The following is a 26,390-nucleotide window of genomic DNA, read 5'->3' on the forward strand; positions in this document are numbered from 1 at the left end:
TTACCCCACTCAAATTGGCCCAACCAATCCCCCTTTTCTTTCTTCCCCGCTTCACAAATCCATTATTTCTGCTCACAAAACCATTGCCAGCTCATAACATCTGGTTAACCATTTGTTGTCATTACCCCTACAACACAACATTGGCAGGACCACTTTTACACAGACTGTGATGCAGAGATGAGCGGAGACTCACCCGCAGCACAGGCTGTCTGGTCCCCAGGAGACCTGCATGAGCCTCTGGCAACAAAACTACGACCCGGCCGGAAATATCTGGCTGTCGAGCCTGATCGCATCGCTTCCGATCCTGTTCTTCTTCTTTGCGCTGATTAAGCTCAAGTTGAAGGGCTACCTTGCCGCAACCATCACCGTTGCCATTGCGCTGATGGTGGCATTGTTGTTCTACAAAATGCCTGTCGACCGTGCGCTGGCCTCTGTGGTCTACGGTTTCTTCTATGGCCTGTGGCCGATTGCGTGGATCATCATCGCCGCGGTCTTTGTCTATAAAATCTCGGTGAAAACCGGACAGTTCGACATCATCCGTTCGTCGATTCTCTCCATTACCCCTGACCAGCGCCTGCAGATGCTGATTGTCGGCTTCTCCTTTGGGGCGTTCCTGGAAGGGGCAGCAGGTTTTGGCGCACCGGTGGCAATCACCGCCGCGCTGCTGGTCGGTCTGGGCTTTAACCCGCTGTATGCTGCGGGCCTGTGCCTGATTGTGAACACCGCGCCGGTTGCGTTTGGCGCGATGGGCATTCCGATTCTGGTGGCCGGACAGGTGACCGGGCTGGATAGCTTTGAGATTGGCCAGATGGTTGGCCGCCAGTTACCGTTCCTGACCATTATCGTGCTGTTCTGGATCATGGCGATTATGGACGGCTGGCGTGGAGTGAAGGAGACCTGGCCTGCGGTGATGGTGGCGGGTGGTTCGTTCGCCATCGCCCAGTATCTCAGCTCCAACTTCCTCGGCCCTGAACTGCCGGACATTATCTCTTCGCTGGTTTCGCTGGTTTGTCTGACGCTGTTCCTGAAACGCTGGCAGCCGGTACGTATTTTCCGTTTTGCCGATATGGGTGCCTCGCAGGTTGATCAAACCCTGGCGCGTACAGGCTATACGGCAGGACAGGTGATCCGCGCCTGGTCGCCGTTCCTGTTCCTGACTGCAACGGTCACGCTGTGGAGCATCCCACCTTTCAAAGCCCTGTTTGCCCCGGGTGGCGCGCTGTACGACATGGTGATTAACATCTCCGTACCGTTCCTCGACAAGATGGTCGCCCGTATGCCGCCAGTGGTCCACGCCGCAACGCCGTATGCCGCGGTGTACAAATTCGACTGGTTCTCCGCGACCGGTACGGCGATTCTGTTTGCCGCTATCCTTTCTGTTGTCTGGCTGCGCATGAAGCCTGTCGCTGCAGTACAGACCTTTGCGGCGACCATTAAAGAATTGATGCTGCCGATTTACTCCATCGGCATGGTGCTGGCGTTCGCGTTTATCTCAAACTATTCCGGTTTGTCATCAACGCTGGCTCTGGCGCTGGCGCATACCAGCCACGCATTTACCTTCTTCTCGCCGTTCCTCGGCTGGTTAGGGGTGTTCCTGACCGGTTCAGATACCTCGTCTAACGCCCTGTTTGCTGCTCTGCAGGCGACGGCGGCCCAACAGATTGGCGTGTCAGACGTCCTTCTGGTGGCGGCTAACACCACTGGTGGCGTGACCGGGAAAATGATCTCCCCACAATCCATCGCCATTGCCTGTGCGGCGGTGGGACTGGTCGGTAAAGAGTCGGACCTGTTCCGCTTTACCGTGAAACACAGCTTGATATTCACCTGCATGGTCGGGGTGATCACCACCCTGCAGGCCTATGTCTTAACCTGGATGATTCCATGATAGTGATGCCCAGACGCCTGTCCGACGAGATCGCCTCTCGCGTGCGGGCGCTGATTGAAGAACAACAGCTGGAAGCGGGCATGAAATTGCCCGCCGAACGCCAGCTCGCCGCCCAGCTAGGTGTATCACGTAATTCGCTGCGTGAAGCACTGGCGACACTGGTCAGCGAAGGGGTACTGGTGAGCCGCCGTGGTGGTGGCACGTTTGTCCGCTGGCAGCATGATGACTGGTCTGAGCAAAACATCGTTCAGCCGCTGAAAACGCTGATGGAGAACGATCCGGACTACAGCTTCGACATCCTTGAAGCGCGTCACGCCATCGAAACCAGTACCGCCTGGCATGCAGCCATGCGGGCAACCGAAGCCGACAAAGAGAAGCTAAAAGCCTGTTTTGAGGCCACGCAAAGCAGCAACCCGGATATCGCCTCCCAGGCGGACGTGCGTTTTCACCTGGCGATTGCCGAGGCATCACACAACGTAGTTCTGCTGCAGACCATGCGCGGTTTCTTCGACCTGCTGCAATCCTCCGTGAAGCAGAGCCGCCAGCGTATGTATCTGGTCCCGCCAGTGTTTGCCCAGCTAACCGAACAACATGAGGCGGTGCTCAACGCCATTCTGGCCGGTGATGCCGAGGCCGCGCGAAAAGCGATGATGGCGCATCTGGGCTTCGTACACACCACCATTAAACGATTCGATGAAGATCAGGCCCGACAGGCGCGCATTACCCGTCTGCCTGGCGACAGTGATATTTCCAGGGAGAACAAAGCATGATTATTTCAGCAGCCAGTGACTATCGCGCCGCGGCGCAGCGCATTTTGCCACCATTCCTGTTTCACTATATCGACGGCGGGGCCTATGCCGAGCACACCCTGCGTCGTAACGTGGAAGACTTGTCGGAAGTGGCTCTGCGCCAGCGCGTGCTGAAGAATATGTCTGACCTGAGCCTTGAGACGAAATTGTTCAATGAAACGCTCTCAATGCCTGTCGCGCTCGCCCCCGTTGGCCTGTGCGGCATGTACGCTCGTCGTGGCGAAGTACAGGCGGCCGCAGCGGCAGATGCCAAAGGTATTCCGTTTACGCTATCCACCGTTTCCGTCTGCCCGATAGAAGAAGTCGCCCCAACCATTAAGCGCCCGATGTGGTTCCAGCTGTACGTTCTGCGCGATCGCGGGTTTATGCGTAACGCGCTGGAGCGCGCCAAAGCGGCGGGTTGCTCAACGCTGGTCTTTACCGTTGATATGCCAACCCCCGGCGCACGCTACCGTGATGCTCACTCAGGCATGAGCGGCCCGAATGCCGCCCTGCGCCGTTACTGGCAGGCGGTGACGCATCCGCAATGGGCCTGGGATGTCGGTCTGAACGGACGTCCACACGATCTGGGAAACATCTCGGCTTACCTGGGTAAACCTACCGGACTGGAAGATTACATCGGCTGGCTGGCGAATAACTTCGACCCGTCCATCTCCTGGAAAGACCTGGAGTGGATCCGCGAATTCTGGGACGGCCCGATGGTGATCAAAGGGATCCTCGACCCGGAAGATGCCCGTGACGCGGTACGCTTTGGCGCAGACGGGATTGTGGTTTCTAACCACGGCGGACGCCAGCTTGACGGTGTGCTCTCTTCCGCACGAGCCCTGCCTGCGATTGCCGATGCAGTGAAAGGCGACATCGCTATCCTGGCCGACAGCGGTATCCGCAGCGGGCTGGACGTGGTGCGTATGATCGCGCTGGGCGCTGACAGCGTACTGCTGGGGCGTGCGTATCTGTATGCCCTGGCGACGGCTGGCCAGGCCGGCGTGGCAAACCTGCTTAACCTGATCGAAAAAGAGATGAAGGTGGCGATGACGCTGACCGGCGCGAAAACGATCGGTGAAATCAGCAGAGATTCTCTGGTGCAGGAGTTTAATAAATTATCGGCGACGCTGGCTCCCCTTGCTCAGGGAAACGCAGCCTGAGTCTTCCCCCGTTAACACCTCTTTTTCACGCGCCCGATTCCCCCTCGGGCGCTTTTTTATACCGAAAATAACATCCAGATAACATATTAGATAAGAAAATTTGACATCAACCTGCTCCGCGCAATTGTATAGACAAGCAAATACAAGAACACAAAAACAACATCTAATCAGAGGGGAGCGTATGACGTATTCAGGTAAGGTGGACATTCAGCAGGTGATCGATGAGAGTCCCTTTTCAGGGTTTCACTGGCTTCTTATCGTGCTGGGTTTTCTGGTTCTGGCGATCGATGGTTTTGATACAGCGGCGATGGGTTACATCGCTCCTACGTTATCGGCAGAATGGGGGATACACAAACAGGATCTGGGGCCGGTGCTAAGCGCAGCGCTACTGGGGCTTTCGTTGGGTGCGCTGATCGCTGGTCCGGTATCGGACCGGATGGGACGCAAGCGTGTGTTGGTCTTTTCGTGCCTGTTCTTCGGTCTTGCAAGCCTGGGAACGGCCTGGGCGCAAAGCCTGAACACCCTTACGCTGTGGCGCTTTCTTACAGGCCTGGGGCTCGGTGCTGCAATGCCTAACGCCATTACGCTGATCTCCGAGTTTGCCCCTCAGCGGTGCCGCGCAATGGCGATTAACACCATGTACTGTGGCTTCCCTCTGGGTGCGGCAGGCGGTGGTGCGATCTCTTCATGGCTTATCCCCCACCACGGCTGGAGAAGCGTGCTGCTGACCGGCGCAATTGCTCCACTGATTTTAACGCTGCTTCTGGCACTGCTTTTACCTGAGTCTGTGAAGTTTTTGGTACAACGCGGGAAAGACGTCATGCAGGTCCGCCGCATCGCCAGCCGGTTTGCACGCAGCACGCTGGATAGCGTCACGGGCTTTTTCCTGGCGGAAGAAAAGGTGGTCGCTAAAAAAGGGAGCGTGGCGCAACTGTTTGCTATGCCCTGGCTGCCCGGCACCCTGATGCTGTGGGTGACCTACTTTATGGGGCTGGTCATTTACTACGTCCTGCTGAGCTGGATGCCAACGCTGATGCAGGGGATGGGTTATGCTCTGGCGGAATCCGCCTGGCTCACCTCGCTGTTCACCTTCGGTGGTACCGCAGGCATTCTGCTCGCGGGCTGGATGATGGACCGCTGGGAAGCGCACAAGGTGGTCGCAGGGGGATTTGTCCTGACAATGGGACTGATCCTGCTACTCGGCCTTGAGCATAACCATATCGCCCTGTTTGGCGGGTTGATTTTCCTGATGGGGATCGCGATGAACGGCGCGCAATCGGGCATGCAAACCCTGGCCGCTACCTTTTACCCTACCGAGTGCCGCGCGACGGGCATCGCCTGGATGCAGGGGATCGGCCGCTTTGGCGGGGTGGCGGGAACCATGACCAGCGCCCAGCTTCTTTCCATGCAGTGGCAGGCAGACAGTATTTTAATGATCCTCAGCGTGCCTGCCCTGGTGGCCGCTGCGGCAACCGTCTACAAAATGCTGTATAGCCGCTCGCAGGAACCCGGCGTCGCGTAGTTCCTCTCTTTTCTGCTATTCTGCCCCCGCAATTAAGGGGGCATCATGCTTAACATCGTTTTATTCGAACCAGAAATCCCGCCGAATACCGGCAATATCATCCGCTTGTGCGCAAACACCGGTTTTCGACTGCATATCATTGAGCCAATGGGCTTTACGTGGGACGACAAACGTCTGCGGCGTGCGGGGCTCGATTATCATGAATTTACTGCCGTGGTGCGCCATCATGATTACGCCGCGTTTCTGGAAGCCGAAAAGCCGCAGCGCATGTTCGCCCTGACTACCAAAGGCACGCCAGCGCATAGCGCCGTGAGCTATCAGGCAGGTGACTATCTGATGTTTGGCCCGGAAACCCGTGGTCTGCCCGCAACAATCCTGGATGCCCTGCCCGCTGAGCAGAAAATCCGGATTCCAATGATGCCCGACAGCCGCAGCATGAACCTGTCGAATGCGGTATCAGTGGTTGTGTATGAAGCATGGCGCCAGTTGGGATACCCGGGCGCCATTCTCAGAAGTTAAATACCGTCGCCATACTCAAAGGTATGGTGGATACCATTGAAGTGCTGATCCATATCCATTGACGGTTTATCGCTGTCTGGCTTGCCGACAATACGTGCCGGTACGCCAGCGGCGGTGGTGTGTGGCGGAACAGGTTGAAGTACGACTGAACCCGCACCAATCTTCGCCCCGCGCCCCACTTCGATATTCCCGAGGATCTTGGCGCCTGCGCCAATCATCACCCCTTCACGGATCTTCGGATGACGATCGCCGCTGGTTTTTCCCGTACCACCCAGCGTGACCGATTGCAGAATAGACACGTCATCTTCAATCACTGCCGTTTCCCCGACAACAATGCCGGTGGCGTGGTCGAGCATGATCCCGCGGCCAATTTTCGCCGCCGGGTGGATGTCGACCTGAAAGGTTACGGACACCTGGTTTTGCAGGAAGATAGCCAGCGCACGGCGGCCTTCTTTCCACAGCCAGTGGCCAATACGGTAGGCCTGAAGCGCATGGAAACCTTTCAGGTACAGCAGCGGCGTAGAGTATTTATCGACTGCCGGGTCACGCGTGCGCACGGCCTGGATATCACAGGCGGCAGAGGCGATCATTTCCGGGTCTGCGGCGTAGGCCTCTTCCACCACTTCGCGTATGGCGATGGCAGGCATAATTGAGGAAGCCAGTTTGTTGGCAAGCATATAGCTCAGGGCGCTGCCGAGGTTTTCGTGCTTGAGTAGCGTCGCGTGGTAGAAACTGGCCAGCATAGGCTCACAGTCGGCCAACGCCCGGGCTTCGGCTTTAATATTGTTCCAGACGATATCCAGTTCTTCACACGGCATTGCTTACTCCAGACGTAATAGTACGATCGGCCAGTCTTTGCTGGCCGTATCGTTGAGGTGACAACAGTTCCCTGCGACTAGTTGCTGCTGCGCTCGTCCTTGCGCGCACGACCTAATAAGGTCAATGCTGCCTCGCGCGCATTTTTTCCGCAATACAATACCTGATAAATTTCCTCGGTTATTGGCATTTCAACGCCAAACCGATGCGCCAGTTCGCGAACTTCTTTGGTATTGCGGTAGCCTTCAACCACCTGACCAATCTTCTCCTGCGCGCCTTTTACATCGCTGCCCTGTCCGAGCATCATGCCAAAGCGGCGGTTACGCGACTGGTTGTCGGTACAGGTCAGCACCAGGTCACCCAGGCCAGCCATCCCCATAAAGGTCGCCGGATCGGCACCCAGTGCCGCTCCCAGACGGGACATTTCTGTCAAACCACGGGTGATCAACGCCGTACGTGCGTTGGCGCCAAAACCAATGCCGTCGGACATCCCGGCACCAATCGCAATCACGTTCTTCACCGCACCACCCAGTTGCACACCGATAAAATCGGGGTTGCTGTAGACGCGGAAGCTCTTGCCACAGTGCAGCAGGTGCTGAAGATCGTCAGAAAAAGCCTGATCGGTTGAAGCCAGCGAAATCGCCGTTGGCAGGCCAGCGGCCAGCTCTTTGGCAAAGGTCGGCCCGGAAATGACGGCCAGCGGGATGGTATCGCCCAACGCTTCGCGGGCGACATCCTGCAGCAGACGTCCGGTTTCAGCTTCCAGTCCTTTCGTCGCCCATACAATACGTGCATCCGGACGCATCAGCGGCTTGATCTGGCGCAGCACTTCGCCAAATACATGGCTTGGTACCACAATCAGAATGTTGCGGCTGGCTGCCAGCGCGGTCGCAAGATCGCTTTCCAGGTGTAGGGTGTCAGGGAACGGAACGTCAGGGAGAAACGCCACGTTGCAGCGGTCGTGTTGCAACGTCGCGATATGTTTTGGATCGTGGCCCCACAGAACCACATCGTGACCATTTCTTGCCAGTGTGATGGCAAGAGCGGTGCCGTATGAGCCGGCACCGATCACAGTCATTGACGCATTAACAGTGCTCATCAGGCATCCTGATGTTGTTCAGCACCTTCGCCAGCTTGCTGCTGCAGATAGTTCATGAACAGCGCATCAAAGTTTACTGGCGCAAGGTTCAGTTGCGGGAATGTACCGCGAGAAACCAGGCTGGTGATGCATTCACGCGCATACGGGAACAGGATGTTCGGGCAGTATGCACCCAGGCAATGCGCCATCTGGTTGCCTTCAATGCCGCCGATGGAGAAGATGCCGCCCTGCTGAACTTCACACAGGAAAGCCGTTTCTTCGCCCAGAGAAGCGGTAACAGTCACACGCAGTACGACTTCATACACATCATCCGCCAGTTGGGTGGATGCGGTATCCAGATCAAGTTTAACCTCTGGCTGCCAATCTTTCTGGAAAACGTGTGGCGCATTTGGCGCTTCGAAAGAGACATCCTTGGTGTAGATGCGCTGGATCTGGAAAGTCATTTCGGTGTTGTTTTGTTCTGACATGGAAAAACCCTTTTTAATTGTCCTAAAGTCTCTTAGCGCAGCAGGGGATCGAGTCCACCACGTGCGTCGAGCGCATACAAGTCATCACAGCCGCCAATGTGCTGCGCATCAATAAAAATCTGCGGAACCGTCGTGCGACCACTACGTTGAATCATCTCTTCGCGTTTAGTCGCGTCACCGTCGATAGGCATTTCCTGGAACGTGACGCCTTTGCTGTTAAGCAGTGCTTTCGCACGATGGCAGAACGGACAGGTTGCTTTGGTGTAGATCTCAATATTGGCCATCACTGAACTCCTTATTTACCGCGAACCAAAGGAAGGTTTTCCCCGCTCCAGCCGGAAATGCCTTCTTTCAGTACCGTTACGTTTTCGAAACCTGCTTTGTGCAGTGCGTTAGCCGATTCCTGCGCCTGCATGCCAGTACCATCCACGACGATAATTGGCTGGGCTTTATGCTTATCCAGCTCACCAACGTTATTCGCTTTAATTTCAGCAGGCAGCAGGTTGATAGAACCTGCGATGTGGCCTTTGCGGAAATCGTCACGCTGACGGAGATCGACAACCACAGCGTCTTCTTTGTTGATCAGGCGCGTGGCTTCACCACGGGTGATCACCTTAATTTTAGACGTCAGCCCTTTAAAGGTGGTGAACAGCACAGCGGCCAGCAGACCAATCCACGCGATGCTCAGAACCGGGTGGCGGCTAACAAATTGCATAATTTCTTGCATGGGGGGTAACAACTCCCGACTAAGTGATTAAAAAAACCAGGACAGGAGTATACCTGTGCGTTGTGGCAAATACAGCCAGCGACATTAAGCTAATCCATTTTCTGCGGCATGCCACGAAAAAAAAGCCTCAAAATGATCAGAGAAGCGCCTTGCCCCTACGCATTCTTTGATCTTCTGCGGCTATTTGATCGATTCAGCTGTAGTAAAATTACGCAAATTTTTTGTCTCTTGAGCATGAGGTTGTCGCAATGTCGGTTTCTAAAAAACCTATGGTACTGGTGATTCTGGATGGCTATGGCTACCGTGAAGATCAACAGGATAACGCCATTTTCAACGCCAAAACCCCGGTCATGGATGCACTGTGGGCAAAACGTCCCCATACCCTGATTGATGCATCCGGCCTGGAAGTCGGTCTGCCGGATCGCCAGATGGGTAACTCCGAAGTGGGTCACGTTAACCTGGGCGCGGGCCGTATCGTGTATCAGGATCTGACCCGCCTGGACGTTGAAATCAAAGAACGCACCTTCTTCTCCAACCCTGTTCTGTCTGGCGCGGTAGATAAAGCCGTGGCCGCAGGTAAAGCCGTTCACATCATGGGCCTGCTTTCTGCTGGCGGCGTTCACAGCCACGAAGATCACATCATGGCGATGGTTGAACTGGCCGCTGAGCGCGGTGCGGAAAAAATCTATCTGCATGCTTTCCTGGATGGTCGCGATACGCCACCACGCAGCGCGGAAGGTTCGCTGAAAGCCTTCGAAGACAAATTTGCCGCATTAGGCAAAGGCCGCGTGGCATCCATTATTGGTCGTTACTACGCGATGGACCGCGACAATCGCTGGGATCGCGTTGAACAGGCCTATGACCTGATGACCCTGGCGAAAGGTGAATTCCAGTTCGCCACCGCTGTTGAGGGTCTGGAAGCTGCTTACGCGCGTGATGAAAACGACGAATTCGTGAAAGCGACCGTCATTCGTGCTGAAGGCCAGGCTGATGCCGCCATGGAAGATGGCGACGCGCTGATCTTCATGAACTTCCGTGCTGACCGTGCGCGTGAAATCACCCGTGCGTTCGTTAACAGCGATTTCGACGGTTTTGCCCGTAAGAAAGTGGTAAACCTCGATTTCATCCAGCTGACTGAATACGCGGCAGACATCAAAGCCCCATGCGCATATCCACCAGCCTCGCTGGCCAATACTTTTGGTGAGTGGATGGCGAAGAACGACAAAACGCAGCTGCGTATCTCCGAAACTGAAAAATACGCACACGTGACCTTCTTCTTCAACGGCGGTGTGGAAGAGCCATTCAAAGGCGAAGACCGTATTCTGATCAACTCGCCGAAAGTCGCCACCTACGATCTGCAGCCAGAAATGAGCTCTGCGGAACTGACCGAGAAACTGGTTGCGGCTATCGAGAGCGGCAAGTACGACACCATCATCTGTAACTACCCGAATGGCGACATGGTTGGCCATACCGGGGTCATGGAAGCGGCGGTAAAAGCTGTTGAAGCGCTGGATCATTGTGTTGATCAGGTCGCGAAAGCTGTTGAATCTGTTGGCGGTCAGCTCCTGATCACCGCTGACCACGGTAACGCTGAACAGATGCGTGACCCGGCAACCGGCCAGGCACACACTGCCCATACCAACCTGCCTGTTCCACTGATTTATGTCGGTGATAAAGCTCTGAAAGCAGTGGAAGGCGGCAAGCTTTCTGACATCGCGACAACCATGTTGTCGCTGATGGGTATGCCGATCCCTGAAGAGATGACTGGTAAGCCGCTGTTCATCGTGGAATAATCGCTCCCCATGAGGGGAAAGGCGATTTTTTCAATCACATGGGTCGTGAAGCCGCTTAGGTTATCAGTCAGACCTCTGCTTTACGCCAGCGCACTCAGCGCTGGCGTATTGCTGTGCGCCGCATCCGCCCACGCGGATGACCGGGACCAACTCAAATCTATTCAGGCCGATATCGCCGCTAAAGAGCGTGCGGTACGTCAGCAACAACAGCAACGCGCGTCGCTGCTTGCTCAGCTTAAGCAGCAGGAAGAAGCGATCTCCGCTGCCGCACGTAAACTCCGTGAAACACAAAACACCCTCGCCCAGTTGAATAAACAGATCGACGAGATGAACGCGTCGATTGCCAAACTGGAACGTCAGCGTGATGCGCAGGAACGTAACCTTGCGGCGCAGCTTGATGCCGCATTCCGCCAGGGTGAGCACACCGGCCTTCAGCTGATCCTCAGCGGTGAAGAGAGCCAGCGTGGTCAGCGCCTGCAGGCTTACTTTGGCTATCTGAACCAGGCGCGTCAGGAGACTATCGCGCAACTGAAACAGACGCGCGAAGAGGTCACCACACAAAAAGCCGAGCTGGAAGAGAAACAGAGCCAGCAGCAGACGCTGCTCTACGATCAGCAGGCCCAGCAGGCAAAACTCGAGCAGGCACGTAACGAGCGTAAGAAAACCCTTTCCGGCCTGGAATCCTCCATTCAGGAAGGACAGAGCCAGCTGAGCGAAATGCGTGCCAACGAATCAAAACTGCGCAACAGCATCGCCCGTGCAGAAGCCGCAGCGAAAGCACGTGCCGACAAAGAGGCCCGTGAGGCTCAGGCCGTTCGCGACAAACAGCAGGAAGCGTCCCGCAAAGGGACAACCTACAAACCAAGCGAAAGCGAACGTTCCCTGATGTCGCGAACCGGTGGTTTAGGCTCTCCTCGCGGTCAGGCATTCTGGCCCGTACGCGGTTCAATTCTGCATCGTTATGGCGAACAACTGCAGGGTGAGCTACGTTGGAAAGGGATAGTTATCGGTGCGTCTGAAGGTAGTGAAGTGAAAGCCATCGCCGATGGCCGCGTGATCCTGGCTGACTGGCTGCAGGGTTACGGGCTGGTGGTAGTGGTCGAACACGGTAAAGGTGATATGAGTCTTTACGGCTACAACCAGAGCGCGCTGGTCAGCGTCGGCACTCAGGTGCGCGCCGGCCAACCCATCGCCCTTGTGGGCAGTAGTGGCGGTCAGGGCCGCCCGTCACTCTATTTCGAAATTCGTCGCCAGGGTCAGGCGGTCAATCCACAGCCGTGGTTGGGAAGATAAGTTTTGCTTCAATTTCGTCGAATTGTTCTCTCCGTCGCCAGCGTACTGGCGCTGGTCGCACCGGTATACGCCGGTAAACTCGCCATAGTGATTGATGACTTCGGTTATCGTCCGCAAACTGAAAACCAGGTGCTGGCCATGCCGTCAGCCATCTCTGTTGCCGTCCTCCCCAATGCACCGCACGCGCGCGAAATGGCAACCAAGGCCCATAACAGCGGACATCAGGTTCTCATCCACCTGCCGATGGCACCGCTCAGCAAGCAGCCACTGGAAAAAGATACCCTGCGCCCGGATATGAGCAGCGATGAGATCGAGCGCATCATCCGCGACGCATACAACAAAGTGCCGTATGCCGTAGGGCTGAACAACCACATGGGCAGCGCGATGACATCGAGCCTGTATGGGATGCTCAAGGTGATGCAGGCGCTGGAGCGCTACAATCTCTACTTCCTCGATAGCATGACGATTGGCAACAGCCAGGCGATGCGCGCCGCTCAGGGAACGGGTGTGAAGGTGATTAAGCGCAAGGTATTCCTGGATGATACGCAAAATGAAGCGGACATTCGCGTACAGTTCAATCGTGCCGTGCAGTTGGCCAGACGTAATGGCTCAGCTATTGCTATCGGTCACCCACATCCGTCTACCGTCCGTGTCCTGCAACAGATGCTGCCGACATTACCGTCTGACATCACGCTGGTGCGTCCGAGTGACCTGCTGAATGAACCGCAGGTGGACACCTCTACACCGAATTCTGGGCAACCCGCCCCAACAGCTCCGCGTAATCCGTTCCGCGGCGTGAAGCGCTGTGTACCGAAGCAACCGCCTGAACCGGTTTATGCGACCCGGTTCTTCTCTGTCATTGGTGAAAGCGTGAGCCAGAGTACGCTGGTGCAATATTTCCAACATCAGTGGCAGGGTTGGGGTAAGAAATCCTGACATCCTGATACTTATTTCGCAATCTGAGAGTCCGTCTGCTCTTTCGCTACGGGCTCTTTTTTCTCCTGATGCTGGTACCAGGATTTGAAGTACTTCAAAAAGCTGTAAGCGGTGGCATAGAGTCCTGTCACCACGCCGACTTTACCCTGACGCCAGGCGCCGCTAAACAGATACCATTTGAAGAAAGCCCCGATCGCGCTGATGATGCCGCGCCCGATAGAGGGACGGGCAGGCTGATATTTCACCAGACGGGTGGTGTAACTGTTCAGCTTGTTGAACACTTCATGCAGGTTGTAAAACGTGTCGTGACGCACCCGCCCCGGCATTTTTACTGCAATAATCTTGCCCTCAACTTTGTCATCCACCGGACGCTGGTTAAAGCGAGCCTTAGTACGATTAAACAGCCGTACCGGGAAATCGGGAGAGGAGACCGGGTAAATGGTACGCACCTCTTCACCCAGAACATGCCAGTATCGGGCGATACGCCAGGCGTGATCGGCGGAAGGTTCATCCCCCGCTTTCAGCGCCAAAATAAAGTCGACCGTTTCCGCGTCCAGGATCTCATCACTGTCCATACACAACACCCAGTCATTACTAGCCAGATCAATGGCATAATTCATCTGCGCGCCGTGCATTGCATAGAGGTGATGGTGGATTGAAAGCCCATACTCGCGACATATTTCCAGTGTGGTGTCTGTGCTGCCGGAGTCCACAACAACAATTTCATCTGCCACCGTTAACAGTGGAGGAATAACCTCGCGCAGTAAACGAGCAGAATTACAGGTCAATAAACAAACGGTGAGCTTGAACATAGGCACTGTAAACTTAAACGGATAATCAACAAACTTTATAAGTGTGCGGGTAAAAAAGCGAAGGAAAAATCGAAATAATCTGATTGCGGATGTAAGAAACGTGAAGAGGTCGTAAAAAAAGCGCCCGGAGGCGCTTTCTCTGTTAATCCCAGCTCAGGATAACTTTCCCGGACTGGCCTGAACGCATTGCGTCAAAGCCCTGCTGGAATTCATCAATGGAGAAACGATGAGTGATAATTGGCGACAGATCCAAGCCAGACTGGATCAGTGCAGCCATCTTGTACCAGGTCTCAAACATTTCACGGCCATAGATGCCTTTGATGAACAGGCCTTTGAAGATTACCTTGTTCCAGTCGATAGACATGTCTGACGGTGGAATACCCAGCATGGCGATACGACCGCCGTGGTTCATGGTATCCAGCATGGTACGAAACGCCGGTGGCGCACCGGACATCTCCAGGCCTACGTCGAAGCCTTCGGTCATGCCCAGCTCTTCCATTACGTCGCTCAGGCTCTCTTTAGAAACATCCACCGCGCGGGTCACGCCCATTTTGCGTGCCAGTGACAGACGGTACTCATTCACGTCGGTAATCACGACATTACGCGCACCAACGTGCTTCGCCACCGCTGCCGCCATAATCCCGATTGGGCCTGCGCCGGACACCAGCACATCTTCACCGACCAGGTCGAAGGAGAGCGCCGTGTGTACCGCATTGCCGAACGGGTCGAAGATAGAGGCCAGATCGTCAGAAATGTTGTCCGGGATTTTGAACGCGTTAAATGCCGGGATCACCAGGTATTCCGCGAAGCAGCCCGGACGGTTTACGCCCACGCCAATGGTATTACGGCACAGGTGCGTACGCCCACCGCGGCAGTTACGGCAGTGACCGCAGGTAATATGACCTTCACCGGAGACGCGGTCGCCAATTTTGAAACCTTTTACTTCCTGGCCGATACCGACCACTTCGCCAACATATTCGTGGCCAACCACCATCGGTACCGGAATGGTTTTCTGCGACCACTGGTCCCAGTTGTAGATGTGAACGTCAGTACCGCAGATAGCCGTTTTACGAATTTTGATCAGCAGATCGTTATGACCGACTTCCGGCTCCGGCACGTCGGTCATCCAAATCCCTTCTTCCGCTTTCAGTTTGGATAACGCTTTCATCACACGTCCTCAGGCAATTACGCCCAGCTGTTTTCCGATGCGGGTAAAGGCTTCCACCGCACGTTCAATTTGTTCAGGCGTATGCGCCGCAGACATCTGGGTGCGGATACGCGCCTGACCTTTTGGCACCACCGGGAAGAAGAACCCGGTGACGTAAATCCCTTCTTTTTGCAGTTCACGGGCAAAGTTTTGCGCGATGACCGCATCGCCCAGCATGACCGGGATGATCGCGTGGTCAGCACCGGCCAGGGTAAAGCCTGCGGCACTCATTTTTTCACGGAACAGACGGGCGTTAGACCACAGACGGTCGCGCAGCGCAGCGCCTGATTCCACCATCTCCAGCACTTTGATGGAGGCAGAAACAATGGCTGGTGCCAGGGAGTTGGAGAACAGATACGGACGGGAGCGCTGACGCAGCCACTCAACCACCTCTTTGCGCGCAGCGGTATAGCCGCCAGATGCGCCGCCCAGAGCTTTACCGAGCGTACCGGTGATGATGTCCACGCGACCCATCACGTCGCAGTATTCGTGAGAACCACGGCCATTTTCGCCGACAAAACCGACCGCGTGAGAATCATCAACCATCACCAGCGCATCGTATTTATCCGCCAGATCGCACACGCCTTTCAGGTTGGCAATCACGCCGTCCATGGAGAACACGCCGTCGGTGGCGATCAGCACGTGGCGAGCCCCTGCTTCACGCGCCTCTTTCAGGCGCGCTTCCAGCTCAACCATGTCGTTGTTGGCATAACGGAAACGCTTCGCTTTGCACAGACGAACGCCGTCGATGATGGATGCGTGGTTCAGGGCGTCGGAGATAATCGCATCTTCTGCGCCGAGCAGGGTCTCAAACAGACCGCCGTTGGCGTCAAAGCAGGAGGAGTACAGAATGGCGTCTTCCATTCCGAGGAAGCTCGCCAGCTTTTTCTCAAGCTGCTTGTGGCTATCCTGTGTGCCGCAGATAAAGCGCACGGAGGCCATACCGAAACCGTGGGTGTCCATGCCGTTTTTCGCAGCGGCAATCAGCTCAGGGTGATTCGCAAGACCTAAGTAGTTATTCGCACAAAAGTTGATCACATGGCTGCCATCGGCAACGGTGATGTCCGCCTGCTGAGCAGACGTGATAATACGCTCTTCCTTGAACAACCCTTCTGCACGTGCAGTTTCGAGGTCGCTATTTAACTGTTTGTAAAAATCACCACGCATTGCAATTCTCCAGACTCGGCAAATTTCGGGACATATTACCCAAACCTATAGTTCATGACGAGATGACACATTATCTCTTCTCGTTTTTGCAGCATAAATCACGTGTACCCTTGCGCTATGTCGGTGAATGGCTGAAGGGCAGCCATACTAATGATATGATAGGCACATTAGCGTCCGGGATTGTCCCCGGGCCCCACACTTCAAAGGTACAGTTATGATCATCGTTACCGGCGGCGCAGGCTTTATCGGCAGCAATATTGTTAAGGCTCTCAACGACAAAGGCATCACCGACATCCTGGTGGTTGACAACCTGAAAGATGGCACCAAGTTCGTCAACCTGGTGGATCTGAACATCGCTGACTATATGGATAAAGAAGACTTCCTTATCCAGATTATGGCAGGTGAAGAGTTCGGCGAAATCGAAGCTATCTTCCACGAAGGTGCATGCTCTTCCACCACCGAGTGGGACGGCAAGTACATGATGGACAACAACTATCAGTACTCTAAAGAGATCCTGCATTACTGCCTGGAGCGTGAAATTCCGTTCCTGTATGCCTCTTCTGCAGCAACCTACGGTGGTCGCACGTCAGACTTCATCGAATCCCGCGAATATGAGCAGCCGCTGAACGTCTACGGTTACTCTAAGTTCTTGTTCGACGAATACGTTCGTCAGGTTCTGCCTGAAGCGAACTCCCAGATTGTGGGCTTCCGCTACTTCAACGTCTACGGGCCGCGCGAAGGGCACAAAGGCAGCATGGCGAGCGTGGCGTTCCACCTGAACACCCAGTTGAATAATGGCGAAAGTCCAAAACTGTTTGAAGGCAGCGACGGCTTCAAGCGTGACTTCGTTTATGTTGGCGATGTTGCTGCGGTGAACCTGTGGTTCCTCGAAAACGGCGTGTCCGGCATCTTTAACCTGGGTACGGGCCGTGCGGAATCCTTCCAGGCTGTTGCAGACGCGACCCTGGCGTATCACAAAAAAGGCAGCATTGAGTACATTCCGTTCCCGGAAAAACTGAAAGGCCGCTATCAGGCGTTCACTCAGGCTGATCTGACTAACCTGCGCGCAGCAGGCTACGACAAGCCGTTCAAGACCGTTGCCGAAGGCGTAACGGAATATATGGTCTGGCTGAACCGCGACGCGTAAGAAACAAGCATGAAGATACTGGTGATCGGCCCGTCATGGGTGGGCGACATGATGATGTCGCAAAGTCTCTATCGCACGCTCAAGGCGCGCTATCCCCAGGCGATAATCGACGTGATGGCACCTGCATGGTGCCGTCCGTTGTTATCGCGTATGCCGGAAGTTAACGAGGCGATCCCGATGCCGCTCGGCCACGGGGCGCTGGAAATCGGCGAACGCCGCAAGCTCGGCCATAGCCTGCGCGACAAGCGCTACGATCGCGCTTACGTGCTGCCCAACTCCTTCAAATCTGCCCTGGTGCCCTTCTTTGCTGGTGTGCCTCATCGCACCGGCTGGCGCGGTGAAATGCGTTACGGTCTGCTGAACGACGCCCGGGTGCTGGATAAAGAGGCCTGGCCACTGATGGTGGAGCGCTATGTGGCACTGGCCTACGACAAAGGCGTGATGCGCAGTGCGAAAGACCTGCCGCAACCACTGCTGTGGCCACAGTTACAGGTTAATGACGGTGAAAAATCCCAGACCTGCAACGCCTTTGGCATCTCGTCTGAACGTCCGATGATCGGCTTCTGTCCTGGCGCAGAATTCGGTCCGGCAAAACGCTGGCCGCACTATCACTACGCAGAACTGGCAAAACAGCTGATTGACGAAGGCTATCAAATTGTCCTGTTCGGTTCGGCAAAAGATCACGAAGCAGGTAACGAAATCCTCGCCGCGCTCAGCACTGAACAACAGGCCTGGTGTCGTAATCTGGCCGGAGAAACTCAGCTTGAACAGGCTGTTATCCTGATTGCCGCCTGTAAAGCCGTGGTCACTAACGATTCCGGTCTGATGCACGTCGCCGCAGCGCTCAATCGCCCATTGGTTGCCCTGTATGGCCCAAGCAGCCCGGACTTCACACCGCCACTCTCGAATAAAGCGCGCGTTATTCGTCTGATTACCGGCTATCACAAAGTGCGTAAAGGCGATGCAGCGGAAGGCTATCACCAGAGCCTGATCGACATCACGCCACAACGCGTGCTGGAAGAGCTTAACGAACTGCTGTTGAGCGAAGAAGGATAACGGATGCGGGTATTGATCGTTAAAACCTCTTCGATGGGCGATGTTCTGCATACGCTGCCGTCCCTTACGGACGCCATGCAGGCCATTCCCGGCATTCGTTTTGACTGGGTGGTGGAAGAAGGCTTCGCGCAGATCCCCACCTGGCATGAAGCGGTCGACCGCGTGATCCCGGTAGCGATCCGCCGCTGGCGCAAAGCCTGGTTTTCCGCGCCGATCAAAGCCGAACGCAAGGTATTTCGCGAGGCTGTGCAGGCTCAGCATTATGACGCGATCATTGATGCACAAGGGCTGGTCAAAAGCGCCGCGCTGGTAACACGACTGGCACACGGTGTAAAGCACGGCATGGACTGGCACAGCGCCCGTGAACCGCTGGCGAGCCTGTTCTATAACCGTCGCCACGCTATCGCAAAGCAGCAGCACGCGGTGGAACGCACCCGTGAACTGTTTGCCAAAAGCCTGGGCTATACAAAACCTGAAATGCAGGGCGATTACGCCATTTCACAGCACTTTCTTCACAATTCACGGCAAATTAACGCGCCTTATCTGATTTTCCTCCATGCCACTACCCGGGATGACAAACACTGGCCGGAAACCCACTGGCGTGAGCTGATTGGTTTACTGGGCAACGCAGGTTTGCGCATCAAACTGCCGTGGGGGGCACCGCATGAAGAAGCACGCGCCAGACGCCTGGCGGAAGGGTTTGATTACGTGGACGTCTTGCCACGCATGAAGCTCGATGGCGTGGCACAAGAGCTGGCGGGGGCTACGGCAGTGGTATCGGTTGATACTGGCCTGAGCCACCTGACGGCCGCGCTGGATAGACCTAATATTACGCTTTATGGCCCAACGGACCCGGGCCTTATCGGCGGCTACGGAAAAAATCAATATATCTGCCGCCCGGAACATTCATCGCAGCTGAGCGACCTCAGTGCCGCTGCGGTATTTGCGCAATTAGAGCCTTTGCTGGCAGCAGAGAGAGCCTATGTCTGATTTTTTCTCGGCGGAGCGCCCACCAAAGCGCGTGCTGATCATTAAACTGCGTCACCACGGTGACGTGCTGCTTACCTCACCGGTCTTTACCGTGCTGAAAAAGAACTGGCCGAACGTTGAAGTCGACGCGCTGGTCTACGACGACACGCAGGCGATGCTGACCAGCCATCCTCATATCGATCAGGTACATACCATTGGTCGCAACTGGCGCAAAAAGGGCTGGTTCGAGCAATTCCGTCTGTATCGCGCCCTGGTCAATACGCTGAAAGGGCGTCAGTACGATGTGCTGATTAACCTGACCGAACACTGGCATGGCGCGCGTCTGGCGCGTCGACTGAAGCCGCGCGTCTCCGTCGGCTTTAAGCCGGATAAACGCAGTGGCCTGGCACGTCGTCGCTGGGTGAAATCCTTCACCACGCTCTACCCGGCGATTCAGGATAACAGCCGTCATATGGTGGAAGTGAACCTGGACGCTCTGCGCCGGATCGGGATCCACCCGCAGTCTGCTGAAGACAAACATACTCTGTTTGTACCGGGCGATGCGGCGGAAACCTCCGTCGCTGAGAAACTGGCCGGGTTTGGTCTGAAGAGTAAATCCTACATTCTGGTGCACCCGACGTCGCGCTGGATGTTTAAGGCCTGGGATATCAAAAAGCTGGCGGCGACAATCGATAACCTGGCAGCTCGCGGTCTGCCAATCATTCTCTCAGCAGCCCCGTCGAAAGAAGAAACCGCGTATATGGATGAACTGCGCGCTGCGCTTACCCAGCCGGTGTTTGATTTAAGCGGACAGCTGAACCTGAAAGAGCTCGGCGCACTGATGAAGCACGCGCGTATTTACTTCGGCGTTGACTCCATGCCGATGCACCTCGCGAGTGCCGTGGGTACCCCGACCGTGGCTATCTTTGGCCCAACCGGGGCAATCAAGTGGGCGCCGTGGGGGGTAAATTACCGCGTGATCACCGCCGGATTTACCTGTCAGCCTTGCGGTAAGGCGGGCTGCGGTGACGGAGGCGTTTCCGACTGCATCACCGCCATTACCCCGCAACAGGTGCTGAGCGCGATTGATACCCTGCTGCTGGAATATCCTGCATGAAGCTGGCGATCGTCCGACAGACCTACAACCCCAACGGCGGCGCGGAGCGTTTCGTTTCCCGCGCCTTAAACGTGCTGGCCCAGGACACCACCCTGGATGTCACGTTGATTGCTCGCCAGTGGGAAGATGCGTCAGGCTGGAAAACGCTGACGGTAAATCCGCCGTTTCGTAACCGTATCGCCCGTGAATCCGGGTTTGCGGTGGAAGCGGCCTCGCATTTTGCTCAGTTCGATATTGTGCAAAGTCATGAGCGTATTCCCGGGGCAACTATTTTCCGCGCAGGCGACGGCGTACACGCCACCTGGCTTGAGCAGTATGGCCGCATTCTGTCGCCACTGGCGCGCTGGGCGCAGTCATTCAGCCGTTACCATCGCTATATTTTGCAGGCGGAAGCGCAGATGTTTACCCATCCGCAACTGCGCAAGGTGATCTGTAACTCAAAGATGGTGCGCGATGACATTGCCCGCCGCTTCGCGCTGACGGATGACAAGCTAACGGTTATCTATAACGGTGTCGACACCGCCCAGTTTAGCCCTGACGTACGCACACTTTCGCAACGTGATGTGCTGGGGATCCCACACACCGCACCGGTGCTGGCCTATGTCGGGTCCGGTTTCAGCCGTAAAGGTGTTGCGACCGCGCTGCGTGCCATCGTGCCTCATCCTGACGTTTGGCTACTGATCGCCGGACGAGATAAACACGCGCGCAAATTCGAAAAGCTGGCACAGACGCTGGGGGTTTCTTCGCGAGTGAAGTTCCTGGGACCGGTTGCTAACGTGCGTGAAGTGTATGGCACGGCGGACGCACTGATCCTGCCGACGCTCTACGATCCATTCCCGAATGTCTGCGTGGAAGCGCTGGCTTGCGGTCTGCCGCTGCTCACCAGCCACGGCTGCGGCGCGGCAGAGTGGATAACTGAAGGACAGAACGGCTGGGTGCGCGATGCGCTCGACAGTGAAGGCTACCAGCAGGCTATCGCCCACTGGCTGAAAGGCCGTGACCAGGGTGTTGATTATTCAGCGGCTGCGCGCGCTACAGCTGAACCCTACACCCTGGACAGAATGGCAAAAGAGCTACAGGCGCTTTATCGCGATCTGCTGCGCTGAGCCGCTTCAGAGAAGACTTTCTCCATCGCGTCCAGCATACAATCGCGAGTAAAGTGGGTGCTCAGGTAATCATAACCCTGTTGCGCCAGCTTCTCGCGAAGGGCCGCGTCGTCATACAGCTTCACAATGGCATCGTGCAGTGCGTTCTCATCACGCTGTGCGACCAGGATCCCGGTCTGACCATCAATCACCGCATCACCCGTTCCGCCGGCATCGGTCGCGATGGTGGCAATGCGAGATGCCAGCGATTGCAGGACACCCTGGGGTACACCTTCCATATCGTGTGAAGGACTCAGCGCAATATCAAACGCCGGGAACCAACTCTCCGGGTCACTCTGATGTCCCGCCATCACTACACGCTGCTGTAATCCCAACGCGACAATTTCCTGTTCCAGCGTCGCTTTATGCGGACCTTCACCGACAATCGCCAGCTTAATCTGCAGATTGTCGATTTTCGCCAGGGCACGCAGCAGCACGCTATGACCTTTGTTCGGACGCAGATGCGACACCACACCCAGCCAGAAATCATCCTGCGACAAACCACAATGCGCACGGGCTTCGTGCTTATCTCCCGGACGGAAACGCTGCGTATCGACACCGCTTGGCACCGACGTACTCTGTGACATCGGAACACCAATATTCGCCACCTGATGGCGCAGCGCTTCACCGGTTGTCACGATATGTGCGCAGGCCGTTCGAAACAGCCAGCGCGTCGTCCAATTATTACGCGGTACGCCTGAAGCATGGCGGGTACGCACCAGCGGCACAGGATTAGAGAGCGTCAGATTCGCCAGCGCCACCAGCCAGGTATCGGCAGAGTTATGGCTATTGATGACATCAATAGACTGGCGGTTATCCTTCAGCCAGCGACGAAGTAACTGCAGGTTTTTAAGGTTCTTACGCTTCAACGGCATCGTGACAACCGTCAATCCAGCATCACGCGCCAGCGTATGCAGCGGTGCAGTTTCCGGACAAAGAAGGGTCACCTGATGGCCACGCTGAATCATCCCGAGCGATTCGTTAATAATGCGCAGAGGCTGTCCGCCTTTGCCGCCGTCTGCTTCAGTGTGAACAATATGCATACATTTCCTGTCGTTGAGCTGGAACCTGTCCAATCCGCCGATTATATACGTGGATATTACGCTAATGCACAGGCGGATTAATCTTGCTTACAAACATTGCCCTTCTGTAGTTATGGCTTCTGTGGTAATTTTCTCAGGCTTTTATTCCACTCGATATCAGTGGAATTTGCACATAGCATTGTTAACTAACCGGTATTAACGCCGAAATCCTTAACCAGTACCAAAATTATGACAAATACTCGTAACATCCTGACAGGTCTTTTAGTTCTGTCTGTACTGGCTTTATGTTTTATCTGGCCAATCCCAAACGATCAGCTACCTTTTCATCGTAATGGTCTGATTTATCCTAATATTGTGGTAGCACTCGGTCTTTTCTTTAGCTCTTCAGCGGTGAGAAAAGCGCTGGACTTAAACAAAATTAAGTTCGTGCTTATTGTGCTGTGGGCATTAACTTTCTTTATCCTGATTAATGGCTTTTTTGTCGCGCCAGATATTAAAGAAATGGTGTCGACCTGGGATGGTCAGTGGTTACGTCCGGTACTGCTGTTCTGCGCGGGTCTGGTGCTATTACCGGTGATACAGGATCGCTTCCCGTCCCTTTCCGCCACCCGATTCTTCACGCTAATTGTTCTCTTTTTCTGGGGCGTCGTCTGCATCCATTTGATTGATACTGCCTGGCTTTACTGGCGAGACGGCGTGATCCATTGGGGCGAAACGCGGATTGTCTACAACCGCACACGCATGAGCTTCCAGGTCAATATGATCACTGGCTTCTTGCTCGCTGAACTTTTAGCACGCGGACTGCTGCATCAGCGCTTCTTGCGACTGAACACGCCAATACTGGCGTTTATGCTACTGTGCAACCTGGTGTGTACCGCTTTGGTGGACACCCGCTGGGGTACAATTGGTCTTGTCGGTAGCCTCATTTCCTCCTTTATTCTGCTCAGTCTGCATAGTATGCGTCGTAGCCGCCTGTTATTAACGAGTGGGATACTTGTCAGTATCATTGCAGCATCGTTTTTCCTCGGTTATACATCCTGGAAAACAGATCCTCGCTGGCAAAGCCTCGAAGCGGATGCAACCACAGGCTGGAATGTCTCATTCGACAACTTCTGTTATATCAGACCAAACGGTAAAGTCCCTTTGAATGAATTTGGCCGTCCAATGGACAAATCCAACGGTTGTCGTGCCAGTTTCTTCCATCAGGGCTGGAAGTTAGTAGGTGAACATCCAGCAGGAATGGGCCCACGCAAAGAGGCATTCCGTTATGTGTTACGTCGCGATACTCAAGACAATCGCATTAACATTCCGCACAGTCACTATGGCCTGATTGAGTTTGGTATACAGAATGGCATAGCGGGTATTGCAGGCTGGCTGATTCTGCTGGCAGGCTGTTGGTATATCGGCTGGCGCGAGTTCCGCCATGGCAACACGATGGTAGGGATGTTCCTGCTGCTGTTTACGGTTGGTTTCTTCTCCCGAACCATGGTCGACCACAACCTGAAAGATCACTACCTGGAGCAATATATGTTGTTAACTGGGTTGCTTGTGGGAATGTGTGCGTTACGCCCCGCTAAACAGAAAGAAACAAATCCCTGATTGCGTATACAGTGCGCCAAAGGTAATAAGCATTGGCGCATCGTTATCCATCAGAACTCTTTGGCCTGTGGGCTGTCGAAATGCCATCGCACGTTACTGTAAAGCACGTTAGCCGCATCTCACCGCGTTAAATTACGGAGTAAGCATGTCTGGAACGCCTCAATTAAGCCTCGTTGTCGCCGTCTATAATGGCGAAAGTTTCCTGAGTGCTTTTTTTGACAGCATTAAGAAACAGAATCTGCAAAGCCTGGAGCTCATTATTGTGAATGATGGATCCACTGATGGTTCTGCTGAGGTTATCGCCCGCTACGCCAGTGAATTTAGTGATTTTAAGGTTATCGACCAGGCGAATGGCGGGGTTTCTGCGGCCCGCAATACCGGCCTTGCCGTGGCGACGGGCGAATATGTTGCGTTTCCGGATATTGATGACGTTATCTATGAGGGGATGTATCCGCGCTTGCTGGAAATAGCACTTGCAGGGCAACTTGATGTCGCAACCTGCAATGGCACCTATATTTACGATGACGGGCGTCCGTCAAAGAAGATTTTCCCTTCAGATAAACTTCCGTCAACCGAGGTGCTGGACGGCCCGACCTGGTTACAGATGGCACTCGAATCACGCAAATTCCTGCACGTGACCTGGCTGAATATCTACCGACATGCCTTTATCAAAGAGCAGGGTTTTAGCTTCGAACACGGACTGCGCCATCAGGATATCCCCTGGACAACGGAAGTGCTGCTGACCGCCAAACGCGTACAGTATATTGATGAGGTCTATTACGACTACCTTATTCACTCCGCCTCTGTTTCCCATACTCCCGGCACAGACGACACGCGCATGCGTTCCTCGCGCCACTATATGAAGATTCTGGAGATGCTGGACGCCATCAACAGGCGCTATCCAGAACAGGTACAACGCGTCCCGGCCTGCCACTGGCAAATAGCCAAAGAGGGCTTAGGGATCCTGCACAGCATTAGCAACATTGACGATATGGCCAAAAAACGGGAGATCACTCGTGAGCTCTTCGAGCGCGGTATCTGGACCCTGATCTGGCGAAATGCACGCGGCTTCCGCCAACGGTGGCGTCTGGGACGTCGCTACTTCCGTCTTAAAAAAATTCTCGGTTAACGGAAATTATGAGCAAATTTAAACTACACGCGGTTTCCCGCGCGGATTTCATCGCTAAAAACTACGCGGACTTTCAGACTTTGCTGGATAACCGCGTCAATCCGGACGACATTCCGGAGCGTTTTTACTGTGGCGGTCGCGGCGGCTGGACATTCCAGACCACGCTGGCCCTGAAACACTACTACGGTGATGATATCGAGTGTTCATTTGGCTCTGAATGCAGACCTGATGCCATTAACCTGATGCATAATGATGACTTTGGTTCTCGCGTCAAACCCTGGCGCGGAGTGACCGTTGTCGCGCGTGCAGACCGTCCACCGGTTATCGGGGCCGACGTTGTCGTTGATCAAAACCCAGAAGTAGGTAACCACAGCAACCGTACTTTCGTTCCCTACTGGCCGCAGCCGGGTGTAAAGCCTCGCGTACGCACCGACGAAGTCATCAAAACTGTTGCATTCTTTGGCCGCGTGGACAGCTTCCCCGACGAATACCGCGAAGGTAATTTCAGGCAACGTCTTGCTGAACAAGGCATCGAACTCCGCATTTCGTTCGATAACTGGACGAACTACCAGGATGTAGACGTGTGCATCAGCTTCCGTAAATCACACGATCACAAACTGGCCCGTAAGCCTGCCAGCAAGCTGATTAATAACTGGCTGGGTAAAACAGTGATGGTTTGCGACGATGAACCTTCCTACCGCGCTATCCGTGAAAGCGAACTGGACTATCTGATCGCCAAAAACCCGGACGAAGCCTTTGAAGCCATCATGCGGCTGAAAAACTCACCTGAACTGTATCGCCAGATGCGGGAACAGGGTGAAAAACGTTTACAGGTTTACTCACGTGAAGCGGTTGCCGCTCGCTGGTACAGCCTGTTTGAGGATATCTGGCGTAAAGGATTGCATAATCGCCCTACGGTGGTTCGCGCACTGCGCTTTGGTTTTGGTAAAGCCATTCGTCCGCTGACTAAAAAGTTCTGATCGGAATA

General features: G+C 54.9%; 25 protein-coding genes. 16 read left to right on the forward strand and 9 right to left on the reverse strand.

What is annotated here, in order from left to right:
- Positions 1–229 precede the first annotated feature (229 nt).
- The 5 genes from lldP (at position 230) to trmL (ending at position 5,880) form a co-directional block, all read left to right on the forward strand.
- Positions 230–1,885: an L-lactate permease gene (gene lldP, locus HED65_RS13505; RefSeq protein WP_114978957.1), complete on the forward strand. Its 1,656-nt coding sequence runs from the start codon at positions 230–232 to the stop codon at positions 1,883–1,885.
- The gene (gene lldR, locus HED65_RS13510; RefSeq protein WP_114978958.1) at positions 1,882–2,655 is read left to right on the forward strand and encodes a transcriptional regulator LldR; all 774 of its coding nucleotides are present in this window, start codon (positions 1,882–1,884) and stop codon (positions 2,653–2,655) included. The genes lldP and lldR overlap by 4 nt, the downstream gene beginning before the upstream one ends.
- Positions 2,652–3,839, forward strand: a complete 1,188-nt coding sequence (lldD, locus tag HED65_RS13515) for an FMN-dependent L-lactate dehydrogenase LldD (RefSeq protein ID WP_114978959.1) — start codon at positions 2,652–2,654, stop codon at positions 3,837–3,839. The genes lldR and lldD overlap by 4 nt, the downstream gene beginning before the upstream one ends.
- A gap of 181 nt (positions 3,840–4,020) precedes the next feature.
- A complete protein-coding gene (locus HED65_RS13520; RefSeq protein WP_114978960.1) occupies positions 4,021–5,361 on the forward strand; it encodes an MFS transporter in 1,341 nt (446 codons plus the stop codon).
- A gap of 45 nt (positions 5,362–5,406) precedes the next feature.
- A complete protein-coding gene (gene trmL, locus HED65_RS13525) occupies positions 5,407–5,880 on the forward strand; it encodes a tRNA (uridine(34)/cytosine(34)/5-carboxymethylaminomethyluridine(34)-2'-O)-methyltransferase TrmL (RefSeq protein WP_033147028.1) in 474 nt (157 codons plus the stop codon).
- Here the strand turns inward: trmL and cysE are convergent.
- From cysE to HED65_RS13550, 5 genes are all read right to left on the reverse strand, one after another.
- Positions 5,877–6,698 carry a serine O-acetyltransferase gene (cysE, locus tag HED65_RS13530; protein WP_013094922.1) on the reverse strand — a complete coding sequence of 274 codons (822 nt, stop codon included), beginning with the start codon at positions 6,696–6,698 and terminating at the stop codon, positions 5,877–5,879. The two genes, trmL and cysE, sit on opposite strands and share 4 nt — an antisense overlap.
- A 77-nt stretch (positions 6,699–6,775) precedes the next feature.
- A complete protein-coding gene (gene gpsA, locus HED65_RS13535; RefSeq protein WP_114978961.1) occupies positions 6,776–7,795 on the reverse strand; it encodes an NAD(P)H-dependent glycerol-3-phosphate dehydrogenase in 1,020 nt (339 codons plus the stop codon).
- A complete protein-coding gene (gene secB, locus HED65_RS13540) occupies positions 7,795–8,262 on the reverse strand; it encodes a protein-export chaperone SecB (protein ID WP_003860835.1) in 468 nt (155 codons plus the stop codon). Before secB ends, gpsA begins: the two co-directional genes overlap by 1 nt.
- A 32-nt stretch (positions 8,263–8,294) precedes the next feature.
- Positions 8,295–8,546, reverse strand: coding sequence for a glutaredoxin 3 (gene grxC / locus HED65_RS13545; protein WP_114978962.1), 252 nt, complete (start codon positions 8,544–8,546; stop codon positions 8,295–8,297).
- An 11-nt stretch (positions 8,547–8,557) separates the two neighbouring features.
- The gene (locus HED65_RS13550) at positions 8,558–8,989 is read right to left on the reverse strand and encodes a rhodanese-like domain-containing protein (RefSeq protein WP_114978963.1); all 432 of its coding nucleotides are present in this window, start codon (positions 8,987–8,989) and stop codon (positions 8,558–8,560) included.
- Between the two features lie 248 nt (positions 8,990–9,237).
- Between HED65_RS13550 and gpmM the strand changes: the two genes are divergently transcribed.
- From gpmM to HED65_RS13565, 3 genes are read left to right on the forward strand one after another with little or no spacing between them, the layout of a single operon-like run.
- Positions 9,238–10,782, forward strand: a complete 1,545-nt coding sequence (gene gpmM, locus HED65_RS13555; protein ID WP_114978964.1) for a 2,3-bisphosphoglycerate-independent phosphoglycerate mutase — start codon at positions 9,238–9,240, stop codon at positions 10,780–10,782.
- 33 nt (positions 10,783–10,815) lie between these two features.
- A complete protein-coding gene (gene envC, locus HED65_RS13560) occupies positions 10,816–12,075 on the forward strand; it encodes a murein hydrolase activator EnvC (protein ID WP_262983622.1) in 1,260 nt (419 codons plus the stop codon).
- Positions 12,076–12,078: 3 nt separating this feature from the next.
- Complete coding sequence (locus HED65_RS13565; RefSeq protein WP_114978966.1) at positions 12,079–13,011, forward strand: divergent polysaccharide deacetylase family protein; 933 nt, start codon at positions 12,079–12,081, stop codon at positions 13,009–13,011.
- Positions 13,012–13,022: 11 nt separating this feature from the next.
- Here the strand turns inward: HED65_RS13565 and HED65_RS13570 are convergent, their stop codons facing one another.
- The 3 genes from HED65_RS13570 to kbl all read right to left on the reverse strand — a co-directional run bounded on the left by HED65_RS13570 (position 13,023) and on the right by kbl (position 16,197).
- On the reverse strand, positions 13,023–13,823 hold the full coding sequence (locus HED65_RS13570) for a glycosyltransferase family 2 protein (RefSeq protein ID WP_114978967.1): 801 nt from the start codon (positions 13,821–13,823) through the stop codon (positions 13,023–13,025).
- A 142-nt stretch (positions 13,824–13,965) separates the two neighbouring features.
- The gene (gene tdh, locus HED65_RS13575; protein WP_028017870.1) at positions 13,966–14,991 is read right to left on the reverse strand and encodes an L-threonine 3-dehydrogenase; all 1,026 of its coding nucleotides are present in this window, start codon (positions 14,989–14,991) and stop codon (positions 13,966–13,968) included.
- 9 nt (positions 14,992–15,000) lie between these two features.
- Positions 15,001–16,197, reverse strand: coding sequence for a glycine C-acetyltransferase (gene kbl / locus HED65_RS13580; protein ID WP_114978968.1), 1,197 nt, complete (start codon positions 16,195–16,197; stop codon positions 15,001–15,003).
- 214 nt (positions 16,198–16,411) lie between these two features.
- Between kbl and rfaD the strand changes: the two genes are divergently transcribed.
- The 5 genes from rfaD to HED65_RS13605 are packed head-to-tail and all read left to right on the forward strand — an operon-like array spanning position 16,412 to position 21,592.
- Positions 16,412–17,344: an ADP-glyceromanno-heptose 6-epimerase gene (gene rfaD, locus HED65_RS13585; protein ID WP_114978969.1), complete on the forward strand. Its 933-nt coding sequence runs from the start codon at positions 16,412–16,414 to the stop codon at positions 17,342–17,344.
- 9 nt (positions 17,345–17,353) lie between these two features.
- Positions 17,354–18,400: an ADP-heptose--LPS heptosyltransferase RfaF gene (gene rfaF / locus HED65_RS13590; RefSeq protein ID WP_114978970.1), complete on the forward strand. Its 1,047-nt coding sequence runs from the start codon at positions 17,354–17,356 to the stop codon at positions 18,398–18,400.
- 3 nt (positions 18,401–18,403) lie between these two features.
- Positions 18,404–19,390 (forward strand): lipopolysaccharide heptosyltransferase RfaC, encoded by a 987-nt coding sequence (gene rfaC / locus HED65_RS13595; protein ID WP_114978971.1) that lies wholly within the window; start codon positions 18,404–18,406, stop codon positions 19,388–19,390.
- Positions 19,383–20,486, forward strand: coding sequence for a putative lipopolysaccharide heptosyltransferase III (rfaQ, locus tag HED65_RS13600; RefSeq protein WP_114978972.1), 1,104 nt, complete (start codon positions 19,383–19,385; stop codon positions 20,484–20,486). Before rfaC ends, rfaQ begins: the two co-directional genes overlap by 8 nt.
- Complete coding sequence (locus HED65_RS13605) at positions 20,483–21,592, forward strand: glycosyltransferase family 4 protein (RefSeq protein WP_114978973.1); 1,110 nt, start codon at positions 20,483–20,485, stop codon at positions 21,590–21,592. The genes rfaQ and HED65_RS13605 overlap by 4 nt, the downstream gene beginning before the upstream one ends.
- Here HED65_RS13605 and HED65_RS13610 read toward each other — a convergent pair.
- On the reverse strand, positions 21,571–22,674 hold the full coding sequence (locus HED65_RS13610) for a glycosyltransferase family 4 protein (RefSeq protein WP_114978974.1): 1,104 nt from the start codon (positions 22,672–22,674) through the stop codon (positions 21,571–21,573). The genes HED65_RS13605 and HED65_RS13610 overlap by 22 nt on opposite strands.
- 228 nt (positions 22,675–22,902) lie before the next feature.
- Here HED65_RS13610 and HED65_RS13615 point away from each other — a divergent pair, with 228 nt between their 5' ends.
- The 3 genes from HED65_RS13615 (at position 22,903) to HED65_RS13625 (ending at position 26,382) form a co-directional block, all read left to right on the forward strand.
- Positions 22,903–24,273, forward strand: coding sequence for an O-antigen ligase family protein (locus HED65_RS13615; protein WP_114978975.1), 1,371 nt, complete (start codon positions 22,903–22,905; stop codon positions 24,271–24,273).
- A gap of 145 nt (positions 24,274–24,418) precedes the next feature.
- Positions 24,419–25,402, forward strand: a complete 984-nt coding sequence (locus tag HED65_RS13620; protein WP_114978976.1) for a glycosyltransferase — start codon at positions 24,419–24,421, stop codon at positions 25,400–25,402.
- Between the two features lie 8 nt (positions 25,403–25,410).
- The gene (locus tag HED65_RS13625) at positions 25,411–26,382 is read left to right on the forward strand and encodes a glycosyltransferase family protein (protein ID WP_114978977.1); all 972 of its coding nucleotides are present in this window, start codon (positions 25,411–25,413) and stop codon (positions 26,380–26,382) included.
- Positions 26,383–26,390: the final 8 nt, after the last annotated feature.

The organism is Pantoea sp. LS15 (genome assembly GCF_012241585.1).
GTDB lineage: Bacteria > Pseudomonadota > Gammaproteobacteria > Enterobacterales > Enterobacteriaceae > Enterobacter.

Excerpts from the sequence above, each read along its gene's own strand:
- lldP (WP_114978957.1), top strand. The coding sequence starts at position 230 with ATGAGCCTCTGGCAACAAAACTACGACCCGGCCGGAAATATCTGGCTG.
- lldR (WP_114978958.1), top strand. The coding sequence starts at position 1,882 with ATGATAGTGATGCCCAGACGCCTGTCCGACGAGATCGCCTCTCGCGTG.
- lldD (WP_114978959.1), top strand. The coding sequence starts at position 2,652 with ATGATTATTTCAGCAGCCAGTGACTATCGCGCCGCGGCGCAGCGCATT.
- HED65_RS13520 (WP_114978960.1), top strand. The coding sequence starts at position 4,021 with ATGACGTATTCAGGTAAGGTGGACATTCAGCAGGTGATCGATGAGAGT.
- trmL (WP_033147028.1), top strand. The coding sequence starts at position 5,407 with ATGCTTAACATCGTTTTATTCGAACCAGAAATCCCGCCGAATACCGGC.
- cysE (WP_013094922.1), bottom strand. The coding sequence starts at position 6,698 with ATGCCGTGTGAAGAACTGGATATCGTCTGGAACAATATTAAAGCCGAA.
- gpsA (WP_114978961.1), bottom strand. The coding sequence starts at position 7,795 with ATGAGCACTGTTAATGCGTCAATGACTGTGATCGGTGCCGGCTCATAC.
- secB (WP_003860835.1), bottom strand. The coding sequence starts at position 8,262 with ATGTCAGAACAAAACAACACCGAAATGACTTTCCAGATCCAGCGCATC.
- grxC (WP_114978962.1), bottom strand. The coding sequence starts at position 8,546 with ATGGCCAATATTGAGATCTACACCAAAGCAACCTGTCCGTTCTGCCAT.
- HED65_RS13550 (WP_114978963.1), bottom strand. The coding sequence starts at position 8,989 with ATGCAAGAAATTATGCAATTTGTTAGCCGCCACCCGGTTCTGAGCATC.
- gpmM (WP_114978964.1), top strand. The coding sequence starts at position 9,238 with ATGTCGGTTTCTAAAAAACCTATGGTACTGGTGATTCTGGATGGCTAT.
- HED65_RS13570 (WP_114978967.1), bottom strand. The coding sequence starts at position 13,823 with ATGTTCAAGCTCACCGTTTGTTTATTGACCTGTAATTCTGCTCGTTTA.
- tdh (WP_028017870.1), bottom strand. The coding sequence starts at position 14,991 with ATGAAAGCGTTATCCAAACTGAAAGCGGAAGAAGGGATTTGGATGACC.
- kbl (WP_114978968.1), bottom strand. The coding sequence starts at position 16,197 with ATGCGTGGTGATTTTTACAAACAGTTAAATAGCGACCTCGAAACTGCA.
- rfaD (WP_114978969.1), top strand. The coding sequence starts at position 16,412 with ATGATCATCGTTACCGGCGGCGCAGGCTTTATCGGCAGCAATATTGTT.
- rfaF (WP_114978970.1), top strand. The coding sequence starts at position 17,354 with ATGAAGATACTGGTGATCGGCCCGTCATGGGTGGGCGACATGATGATG.
- rfaC (WP_114978971.1), top strand. The coding sequence starts at position 18,404 with ATGCGGGTATTGATCGTTAAAACCTCTTCGATGGGCGATGTTCTGCAT.
- rfaQ (WP_114978972.1), top strand. The coding sequence starts at position 19,383 with ATGTCTGATTTTTTCTCGGCGGAGCGCCCACCAAAGCGCGTGCTGATC.
- HED65_RS13605 (WP_114978973.1), top strand. The coding sequence starts at position 20,483 with ATGAAGCTGGCGATCGTCCGACAGACCTACAACCCCAACGGCGGCGCG.
- HED65_RS13610 (WP_114978974.1), bottom strand. The coding sequence starts at position 22,674 with ATGCATATTGTTCACACTGAAGCAGACGGCGGCAAAGGCGGACAGCCT.
- HED65_RS13615 (WP_114978975.1), top strand. The coding sequence starts at position 22,903 with ATGACAAATACTCGTAACATCCTGACAGGTCTTTTAGTTCTGTCTGTA.
- HED65_RS13620 (WP_114978976.1), top strand. The coding sequence starts at position 24,419 with ATGTCTGGAACGCCTCAATTAAGCCTCGTTGTCGCCGTCTATAATGGC.
- HED65_RS13625 (WP_114978977.1), top strand. The coding sequence starts at position 25,411 with ATGAGCAAATTTAAACTACACGCGGTTTCCCGCGCGGATTTCATCGCT.